Source organism: Flavobacterium psychrolimnae (assembly GCF_003312425.1).
GTDB classification, from domain to species: Bacteria; Bacteroidota; Bacteroidia; order Flavobacteriales; family Flavobacteriaceae; genus Flavobacterium; species Flavobacterium psychrolimnae.
Genome location: NZ_QNUX01000007.1, coordinates 186,415 through 195,802, shown reverse-complemented (window position 1 = coordinate 195,802; position 9,388 = coordinate 186,415). Strand labels below are relative to the sequence as shown.

Here is a 9,388-nt window from a genome sequence, read left to right as displayed (position 1 = left end):
AGCACGTACTCCCATTTTTAAAATCAAAATACAAAAGTATTCTTTATTTAAAAATAGTCCGTGAGCACTTGTTTTTATTGAATAATCCAGCTTCGTAACGAAGTCTAATACAGAATCTGGGTTGAATTCTTACCGTGATTTTTTTGACTAAAAATATAAGGGCGGTCCGAAGAGGGATTAAAGCAACGTTTTTTGTTCCCTGTACTGCTTGGTGTCTTTAAGATTATCTTTTCTTTTAGTTCACTAAAATTTTATTTTAACTGGTGTTCACTGAAACTTCGATTTGTCTTGATACAAAAGAAACAAAAGATCAAGCCTGAATATTTTTATCCCAAAAATCATCGGACGTATTTTCCTATCGCGACCCCAGCCGCTCGTGTTTTACACTCGACTCGGGGGTCACTCCCTCCGGCCAACCCTTAAATACTTACCGTGATTTTCTGGTAGAAAAATATAAGGGCGATGAGAAGAGGGTAAATTTTCGTTTACCCCGACCCTAAAGGGAGCCGAAAATTTAGAGCTATTGTTTGAAATTTTCGTTTTACCCCGACCCTAAAGGGAGGCGAAAATCATACTATAGGTGATTTGGGTAAAATGAGTAAAGACTATTCCAAAAAGAATTATGATAGTAGAAGTGAGTGTTCATTAATCCTATATAGGAGTGTGGTGGGCAATTACTGTTGTAGTGTTGTATTTTCTATGCAAGAATTTTAATTTTTTTCGTTCTTGTTTGAGAAATCCTATGAATAAGAATGTGAGGTGCAGTTGGTCGCCCAATGGCTTAGCTGTGAGTAGTGTTATGTTTTGTTTTTCACCCATTTTTTCCAGTGTTACTTCTGTGCTGTAGCAAGTGTTCAATATATCCTTTTCATAATCCCAGTTGGCTGTAGCTATTGCTATTTGTACATGAGTTGCTTCCTCTGGCCAATCTAAATGTTGACTGGGCATGAAATCACTCAGTATGAATGTCCTATTTTCGGGTTTGTAATTCCACCCTATTTTAAGCACTTTTTTCAAAGGTCTTATTTTATTACTTTCGAAAAACAGCAATGCTTCTTTGCCATCACTAGTTTTTAATCCTTCTGTAAGGGTTCTTTTTCCTTGTGGTTGGGTTGCGTCTTCCTGAAGAATTTCGAATAGCAGCTTGTTAGCTCTGCCTGCTACGCTCCCATCTTTTGCCCGTTGATTGAAATTGAATGCCAGTTGCCGAAATATAGCTGATTTTTTAGCGCATTGTCCGAATTCCTGGCCTTGTTCGCGTATCCTGTCATAAATGGGGTTGTTTTTGAACTGCTCTGCAGTAACCCCTGTGTTTCCTCTCATACGAGCATAATTTTCTCCTTCGGCTGTTACCACAAAATTGATGTCTTCTATTGTTCCTTTGATTAGAAAGGGTGCTATTATTTTTGCCATATATTTTCCTATTTTGTTTTTTTCTTACATCCTATGTATTATTTGAACAGCTTATTGAACAGGTTTCTGGACTCTATAAAAATGTGTTCGCTATTTAAGTTGCCTTTGATCCTATCCGATGATACAACGTAAAACATGTTCCAGCTGAAGCCCTGAATAGTCGCAAAACTCCTCTATGGAGAGTAGTTGATGTGGCTCTTTATTCAAGTTTAGTTTGATCTTGTGCAGATACAATCTTGCTTGGCGGTATGTTTTACCAGTAATACGTTGTACATCTTTTGGATAAATACATACCCTGATGTTACTTGCAATCACATTTTTATATTTAATATATTATCTACTTCTATAGACTCTCGTCTATTATATCCCATTCTTGGGTTTTGTTATGTAAAGTTATCAAAATTAATGACTTAAGGGTTGACTAAAAAAGGTAATAATAGGCTTTTTAGTACCTTTTTTGACAATGGCTTTTTGAATAGTGGTTTAATTGATCGAATCTTTGCTCTAATCATTCCAAATTTAGTTGCAACAAATGTTCAGGATGAAAGTGTAGTTCAAATATTTAAAAACTTAAATTTTATCGATTATGGCAAGACAGAAAGGCATTATCAAATTGAAAGGTACTATCGGAGATATTACTTTTTACAAAACTAAAGACGGCCACTTGGCTCGTGAGAAAGGCGGTATAGACGCAAACAGAATTGCGAACGATCCTGCTTTTCAGAGAACACGTGAAAATGGTTCTGAATTTGGCAGAGCAGGTAAGGCAGGAAAAGTACTAAGGACAGCATTGCGAGGACTACTTTTAAATTCAGCCGATGGCAGAATGGTGAGCCGACTTACCCAAGCAATGGTAAAAGTCATTCAAGCAGATGTTACAAGTGTAAGAGGTTTGCGCAATATCATTGATGGTGAGGCAGAACTGTTAACCGGTTTTGAGTTCAATATCAGGGGTAAGCTGGGAACTAGTTTATTTGCTCCTTATACTGCCACAATTGATCGCATAACCGGAGCTATCAAAGTTGATTTGGCTTCGTTTATTCCCGTAAATATGATTGCTGCTGCCTCCGGAACCACGCATTTTAAAATTATTTCCGCAGGAGCAGAAATTGATTTTGAAGCAGAGAGTTTTGTATCCTCCACTTCTGAAACTGATATTCTTCCGTGGGATGCAGTCGCATCTGATGTTATTAGTCAAACTAATATGGTTACTCCTAACAGTGTTAAGCCTTTATTTCTTGCTTTAGGAGTGGAGTTCTATCAGGAGGTAAATGGTCAAATGTATCCAATGAAAAATGGTTCTTATAACCCATTATCCTTGGTACAGGTTAGTGGATTATAAATTGGTTTTGGTACTCACGAGAAGTTATTTCTCTCAAGGAACTAATGGGAAGCTTGTATGTGACGGTCAATTCATTTGTAAAACCATTGAATTGCCTTGGAAGGAAAATCAAAAGGGAATTTCCTGTATACCGGAAGGCTATTATTTATTGCGAAAGCGATACAGTCAGAAATTTCAATGGCATATTGAAGTGGTTGCTGTAAAAAACAGAAGCTTTATTTTGTTGCATCCTGCAAATAATGCCATGAATGAATTAAATGGCTGTATTGCTCCAGTTACAAAACATTCCGGTGCCGGATTAGGTTTGCAATCCCGACAGGCATTTAGCCTGATAAAAAAATTGGTTTACACTGCTTTGGAGCAATCTGCGGTAGTTTCTTTAATTGTTCAATCTTAAACATTTAATCTTATGAATATAATAAAAAGAGTGAAAGCTCCAACTCCTAAATTTTTTAAAGTGCTACGGAATATCGGACTTACAGTGGGTGCTATAGGTGCCGCTATTTTGACTTCTCCGATTGTGCTACCTATTGCTGTCAGTACCGTTGGAGGGTATCTTGCTGTGGCCGGTGGTGTTTTGTCAGCTATTAGTCAGCTTACCACTACTAGTCAGGAGGTTTCGAAACATGTTCCAGATGCTAAGCAGTAATCCTACGTTGATGGGGACTGCCGGTGGTACGTTTTTGAGTGTTGTGCCGAATTTGGATTCGGAGGATGTTTTAAAAACTGTTTTATTGGCTGCCATAGGGGCTATAGTGAGTTTTGGAATATCTTTGGTACTTAAATTTTTTATTAAGAAGTACCAAAAATAGTTTGATTCCAGTTTTATCAACTGATGTTAAATTAAATAAAAGCCCAAACCGAAAGGAATGGGCTTTTTTAGTTTACACTACCAGTAGCATTTGATTGGATAATTTTCTCAAATAGCTGTGCTACTATTTTATTGATTTAACTTGACAGGTCTTCTGTTGTTGCATCCGGCGCATTGTTTTTAACAGATTCAATTCCGTTGTCGCGAGAAGCTACCGTTTCATACATTTCACTTGTACCGATAATTTGGCCATTGGTTGCTTTCAGATTGAAATACGGTTTACCATTCACAGCTGTCTTGCGATCAAACTTGGTGTCATCCTGTGCATTATGCTTTACGGATTCAATCCCGTTTTGACAGCTTGGCTTTGTCCCGTAGCCCTCGCTGGCAAGAATTATCTGGCCGTTGTTAGCCTTTAAGTTAAATTGAAACTCACCATTTACTCTTTTAGTAATTACAAATTTTCCCATTTTAAAATTGATTGATTAACGTTATAGAACACTAATTTAATTGTTTATTTAAATGCTTTAACACGCTAGATACTATTTTATATTAATTTTAGTACATGTTATGCATTTAGCAACTGTTTGTTGAACTTATTTCAGGTCTTCTGAAAAATTAAAAAGGATTACCATACTGCCTTTAAAGGGATTAAATGATGGTTCGTATTTGATATATCCTTTTTCATTTAGTTCTCTCATGCATTTGTGATACGTTGCGGTGGAGCAAATTTTACTAATGCTCATTACTTCTTCACGGGTTATACTTATCGGATTCTGAAAACGATTTATATTCCAATATTGAAATAATGTAATGTAAAGACTGATATGAGTAGGGTTGATGCTATGATCATGTATAGTACGGTCAAAGAAACCGGTTAGGTGTTTTATGTAATTCATTTTTTTTTGAGGTGCTAAGGTGCTGATTGGTTTAAGAACTAAGTAATGCTGTCCCAAGTCAGTGTATCGATTCCAATTAATGAAGACTAGTATCGGGGCTGATTATGTAAAAGGTACAGGAGGGCGCTGATTTTGTTCTCTTTAAGTAGTTTATCTATGTCTTGTTTTTTGTAATAGTTACTACCGGCATTTTTATCTGTCAATGTTTTATTAATTCAGCGGTTTTGTAAAGTACCGGGTGAAATGTTTAAGAGCTTTCGGACTTCATTGGATTTTAGTCATTGATTCTGCTTTAAAGGTTTGGATTGAATGATTGCAATTAAATTATTAAGGATAAGACTTCGAAATTCGTTTAAGTCTTCTATTATAGTTAATTGTTCGTAAAGCATTCTGTTTTTAATGACGTTTACGGTACTATTGTTTTCAAGTGCCATGAAGTATATTTTAGGTTGTTATGGCACAAAAGTGTTGGTTTTGATTCGTTTTGTATCACAAGTGGTTCACAAGTTGTGATAGAAAAAATGGTTTTTTATTTTGAAGTGGTTGAGGTTATTGACTTATTTTGATTAATATAAATGTTGGGTTTTTATTGTGTTTTTTCTTTTGTCTTGATACAAAAGAAACAAAAAATCAAGCGTGAATATTTTTATCCCAAAAATCATCGGACGTATTTTCCTATCGCGACTCCAGCCGCTCGTGTTTCACACTCGACTCGGGGGTCACTCCCTGCGGCCAGCGCATAAACCCAGGTTCCGCATTAGAAATCTACTGCATCTGAATTCTTCTGCAAAACCGAGCACGTACTCCCATTTTTAAAATCAAAATACAAAAGTATTCTTTATTTAAAAATAGTCCGTGAGCACTTGTTTTTATTGAATAATCCAGCTTCGTAACGAAGTCTAATACAGAATCTGGATTGAATTCTTACCGTGATTTTCTGGTAGAAAAATATAAGGGCGGTGCGAAGAGGGTTTATAAGAGCGATTACTGTTATCGATACTGCTAAGTGTCTTGAAGATGATCTTTTCTTTTGCCTTGATGCAAAAGAAACAAAAGATCAAGCCTAAATATTTTTATACCGAAAATCATCGGACGTATTTTCCTATCGCAACCCCAGCCGCTCGTGTTTCACACTCGACTCGGGGGTCACTCCCTGCGGCCAGCGCTTAAATTCTTACCGTGATTTTGTGGCATAAAAATATAAGGGCGTTCCGAAGAGGTTTTATAAGAGCGATTGATGTTGCCGGTACTATTTTATATCTTGAAGACGATCTTTTTCTTTTAGCTTACTAAAATTTTATTATAAGTTGTGTTTCCTTCGCCTATTCCTTCGTTTAGGTGTCTGAATCTTCGATTTGCCTTTATGTAGAAGAAACAAAAGATCAAGCCTCAAAATAAAAGCTTTAAAACTACCTCGAAGTTCCATTCCGTAGCCCGAGCCGTTCGTCCTCAACTCGCGGACTGCTGCCACTTTACTTTTTCGTTGTTTTTTATGCTTTTTATTTAAGGGCGGTCCGAAGAGGTATCAAAGAAACGTTTGTTTTTCCCTGTACTGCTTGGTGTCTTGAAGATTATCTTTTCTTTTAGTTCACTAAAATTTTATTTTAACTGGTGTTCACTGAATCTTCGATTTGTCTTGATACAAAAGAAACAAAAAATCACTGCCTGAAAATTCAAAACTTAAAAACTATCTCAAAACTACGTTCCGCAGCCCGAGCCGTTCGCTTTTCAAGCTCAACTTGCGGACTGCTGCCACTTCGTTTTTTCGTTGTTTTTTGACATTTTTAATTTAAGGGCGGGGGTAGAGTGGAGTGAAGAGCGTTTACGGAGTTATTATTATTATTATTATTATTTCTGAAGGACAATATTTTCTTTTGTTCAGACTATTCACAATTTATTAATTTATTGGAGTTCGTGAATTTTCGAGCACAGACTGTTTTTATTGAAGAAGATGATTTTTTCTTTTGTCTTGAAACAAAAGAAACAAAAATTATTCACTGGTTTTTATTGTTTTTTTTGAATTCATGAATCTTCGATTTTAAGCCGGAAAATAAAAAGCTTGAAAACTACCGAAAAGTCCGTTCCGCAGACCGAGCCGTTCGTCCTTCGTCCTCAACTCGCGGACTGCTGCCATTTCACTTCATCGTTGTTTTTCTATGCTTTTTATTTAAGGGCGGTATGAGGAGGGTTTGTAAGAGCGATTGATGTTGCCGGTACTATTTTATATCTTGAAGACGATCTTTTTCTTTTAGCTTACTAAAATTTTATTTTAACTGGTGTTTGCTTCGCCTGTTCCCTTCGCTCGGGTGTCTGAATCTTCGATTTGCCTTGATGCAAAAGATCAAGCCTTAAAATTAAAAGCTTGAAAACTACCTCAAAGTTCCATTCCTCAGCCCGAGCCGTTCGTCCTCCTTCCTCAACTCGCGGACTGCTGCCACTTCGTTTTTTCGTTGTTTTTTGACGTTTTTAGTTTAAGGGGTGTGAAGATTGTTTACGGAGTTATTATTATTATTATTATTATTAATGTTGTTGACTTTTTAATTTACTGATGAAGTAGGTTGGAGAGAGGCCTGTTCGGTTATTGAATGCTCGTGTAAAGATTTGGGTGGAACCGAAACCTGATTCCTCACCCAATGCTTTGTTAGTGTAATTGCGGTATTTGTTTTCATTTTTTAGTAATTCTATGATATGGTCAATCTTTAAATGGGTGATGTAGTCAACAGTTCCTTTGTTGCGATATCGTGCTATAATTTTTGAGGCATATTTCACATTAGTGTTTAATAATGAAGCCATTTTTGCCAAAGACATGTCTTTTTCGAGATATTTTTTATTTCGCTCAAATTTTTCCAGATTTTTTAGAATAGCGGCAATCACTTCGGGATTGATATCGAGTTCGGTCTCTTTACCGGTATTGTTTGAAACCAATGATTGTGGCGTTTCGGGTTTGCGATTCATCAACTCTTCAAATAATCTTTTATTTTTATAGTGTCTGAGCACAAGTACTACAATGATAGCTGTCATTATTGTAATTATTATGCAGGCTACAACTGTCCAGTATTGTTCAATGTTTCTTTGCCTTTCAAGTAGTTTTTTTGTGTCGTATTCTTTGTGTATTTTACCTGAAAGGTATTTGTAGTCCTTAAGCAGCACTTGGTCTACTTCTAAAAGGGCTTTGACATAATATAACTCCAACACTTTGTCGTTTCGTTGCTGATAATAATCAATTAATATTTCATAGGCTTCCCGTAAATGAGGACGTATATACTTTTGTTTTTGGAAAGCTTCATCTATCTTTTTTAAGTAGGGTAATGCTTTTTCCTGCAATTTTTGAGCCCAGTAACTTTTTCCGATGTAAAAATAGGCGGTCGTTTCGTTTATAAAGTCTTTATTATCTATCACAACAGGCAGTGTCTTTGTCAATTTCTTTATTGCATCCGCATAATTGTGTTTGAAATACTGGTTTACTCCTTCGGAATGGATGAAGTAGGGTTCCATTTCTAAATTTTTTAATCGCAGACCCTCGCTTAGTCCCGTTTGATTGATCTGGCTACACAGTTTATATTTACTTGTACGGCTGTAGCAAAGACCTAAAGAGTGAAGTGAATTTAGATAGGCACGGTCATTTTTTTCCTTGAAATAGTTTACACATTCTTGAAATAATGTTGTTGCCTCATCGTAAAATCCAAGGTAATATTTGACCTGAGCAATAACATATTTTACTTTATATATTAGGTAGTGGTTGTTTGTCTTTGAAATGTATTCGTCTGCCATCAGGTAGCTATCGAGTGCATTCATGTGCTCTTTAAGATCGTATTGTACAATCCCTTTCGTCATGTAGACCGATCCGATTAATTCCATGTCGGCTGTACGTTTAGCTGCTGTCAACATACTATCGGCATATTTTAGTTGTAGCTTATTATCGCTTGTATAAATTAAAGCTTTATAAGACTGCGTCATTTGACCGAAGTTTTTCTCCCGTTTTGCTTTAGCTAACCATGATTGTGCATACAACCTTTCGTTGATGCTATCTTTTTCCTCATAAAGTATGTTGTTGCTAAAATATTCATAGCTTTTAGTTGAAAGACTATCCGGAATTACAAAAATATTTTGTTGTGCATAGGCATTGTACTGTAGGCATACCCATATTATAAGTAAGTATTTTTTCGTCATATTTCTGAGAGATTGGGGGGCTTTCTGATAGAAGGTACAGCATTAATGAGTTTAACACTCTGTTCTAGTAAAATAAATGTAACTAAAATAACTTAATAGATGCTAGAATTACCGCGACAAATGGCTTTTCTGTCTTTCTGTGTGTAAGTTTCTGGATGTTTGTTGTTTATCTAAAAAAGTTCAGTATTCAATTCGGGAATTGCATATAATAGATTCTCGAACTGAATAGTTGTTGGCTTGTCGAGGAGGAACTGACTCATTAGTTTTGCCATGAATTCAAAAGGTTTTGTTATGAGTAAAACCTGCACCAACATTGTTCAGATTACCCCGGGAGAAATGAACTGATGAAAAAAAAGTAATCAGTAACATTTAAAAACATTAACCAAAATGAAAAAATTCTATCCAGGTTTTAGCACTTTAATTTGCTTGTCCTTTTTGTTTACACTTGATTCCTGTACTGCCGATTCGCCCTATGTATCAGATGAAACTTTAGTTAAGGTAGATGCGAAGAATGAATACCCTTATTATGATTCCCGAAAAGAAGATTTAGTGCATGCCAACAGTGAAGATACCTACGCCTCAACCAAGCGTATTCCTAATGCGATACTTGAGGCTTATCATGCACCTGATAGTATTATCACTTATTCGGCTACGGATGCAGATAAGATTATTGACCCGGACTGGAAAAAGCTCATAACCCGTTTCATTGAGGGTACTGAGTAGTCGACTTCAGTTTTAAGATAAGCATTTTGT

General features: G+C 36.2%; 9 protein-coding genes. 5 read left to right on the top strand and 4 right to left on the bottom strand.

The genetic code is table 11. From position 1 onward, the window contains the following. Positions 1–651: 651 nt before the first annotated feature. Positions 652–1,413 (bottom strand): hypothetical protein, encoded by a 762-nt coding sequence (locus DR980_RS09505; protein ID WP_113635437.1) that lies wholly within the window; start codon positions 1,411–1,413, stop codon positions 652–654. A gap of 586 nt (positions 1,414–1,999) precedes the next feature. Between DR980_RS09505 and DR980_RS09495 the strand changes: the two genes are divergently transcribed. The 4 genes from DR980_RS09495 to DR980_RS09480 are packed head-to-tail and all read left to right on the top strand — an operon-like array spanning position 2,000 to position 3,567. After that, complete coding sequence (locus DR980_RS09495) at positions 2,000–2,755, top strand: hypothetical protein (RefSeq protein WP_113635433.1); 756 nt, start codon at positions 2,000–2,002, stop codon at positions 2,753–2,755. After that, positions 2,709–3,152: a DUF5675 family protein gene (locus DR980_RS09490; protein WP_317047927.1), complete on the top strand. Its 444-nt coding sequence runs from the start codon at positions 2,709–2,711 to the stop codon at positions 3,150–3,152. Before DR980_RS09495 ends, DR980_RS09490 begins: the two co-directional genes overlap by 47 nt. A 60-nt stretch (positions 3,153–3,212) precedes the next feature. Continuing rightward, positions 3,213–3,404, top strand: a complete 192-nt coding sequence (locus tag DR980_RS09485; RefSeq protein WP_244199289.1) for a hypothetical protein — start codon at positions 3,213–3,215, stop codon at positions 3,402–3,404. Continuing rightward, positions 3,391–3,567 (top strand): hypothetical protein, encoded by a 177-nt coding sequence (locus DR980_RS09480; RefSeq protein ID WP_167400554.1) that lies wholly within the window; start codon positions 3,391–3,393, stop codon positions 3,565–3,567. Before DR980_RS09485 ends, DR980_RS09480 begins: the two co-directional genes overlap by 14 nt. A 136-nt stretch (positions 3,568–3,703) precedes the next feature. Here the strand turns inward: DR980_RS09480 and DR980_RS09475 are convergent, their stop codons facing one another. The 3 genes from DR980_RS09475 to DR980_RS09460 form a co-directional block, all read right to left on the bottom strand. Then, the gene (locus tag DR980_RS09475; protein WP_113635429.1) at positions 3,704–4,036 is read right to left on the bottom strand and encodes a YegP family protein; all 333 of its coding nucleotides are present in this window, start codon (positions 4,034–4,036) and stop codon (positions 3,704–3,706) included. A 126-nt stretch (positions 4,037–4,162) separates the two neighbouring features. Next, a complete protein-coding gene (locus DR980_RS09470; protein WP_244199288.1) occupies positions 4,163–4,465 on the bottom strand; it encodes a hypothetical protein in 303 nt (100 codons plus the stop codon). A gap of 2,520 nt (positions 4,466–6,985) precedes the next feature. Then, positions 6,986–8,422, bottom strand: coding sequence for an AraC family transcriptional regulator (locus tag DR980_RS09460; RefSeq protein ID WP_146779234.1), 1,437 nt, complete (start codon positions 8,420–8,422; stop codon positions 6,986–6,988). 600 nt (positions 8,423–9,022) lie between these two features. Between DR980_RS09460 and DR980_RS09455 the strand changes: the two genes are divergently transcribed. After that, entirely contained in the window at positions 9,023–9,358 is a 336-nt protein-coding gene (locus tag DR980_RS09455; protein WP_113635425.1) for a hypothetical protein, read from the top strand. Positions 9,359–9,388: the final 30 nt, after the last annotated feature.

Excerpts from the sequence above, each read along its gene's own strand:
- DR980_RS09470 (WP_244199288.1), bottom strand. The coding sequence starts at position 4,465 with ATGAATTACATAAAACACCTAACCGGTTTCTTTGACCGTACTATACAT.
- DR980_RS09495 (WP_113635433.1), top strand. The coding sequence starts at position 2,000 with ATGGCAAGACAGAAAGGCATTATCAAATTGAAAGGTACTATCGGAGAT.
- DR980_RS09460 (WP_146779234.1), bottom strand. The coding sequence starts at position 8,422 with ATGACGCAGTCTTATAAAGCTTTAATTTATACAAGCGATAATAAGCTA.
- DR980_RS09480 (WP_167400554.1), top strand. The coding sequence starts at position 3,391 with ATGCTAAGCAGTAATCCTACGTTGATGGGGACTGCCGGTGGTACGTTT.
- DR980_RS09455 (WP_113635425.1), top strand. The coding sequence starts at position 9,023 with ATGAAAAAATTCTATCCAGGTTTTAGCACTTTAATTTGCTTGTCCTTT.
- DR980_RS09490 (WP_317047927.1), top strand. The coding sequence starts at position 2,709 with ATGGTTCTTATAACCCATTATCCTTGGTACAGGTTAGTGGATTATAAA.
- DR980_RS09475 (WP_113635429.1), bottom strand. The coding sequence starts at position 4,036 with ATGGGAAAATTTGTAATTACTAAAAGAGTAAATGGTGAGTTTCAATTT.
- DR980_RS09505 (WP_113635437.1), bottom strand. The coding sequence starts at position 1,413 with ATGGCAAAAATAATAGCACCCTTTCTAATCAAAGGAACAATAGAAGAC.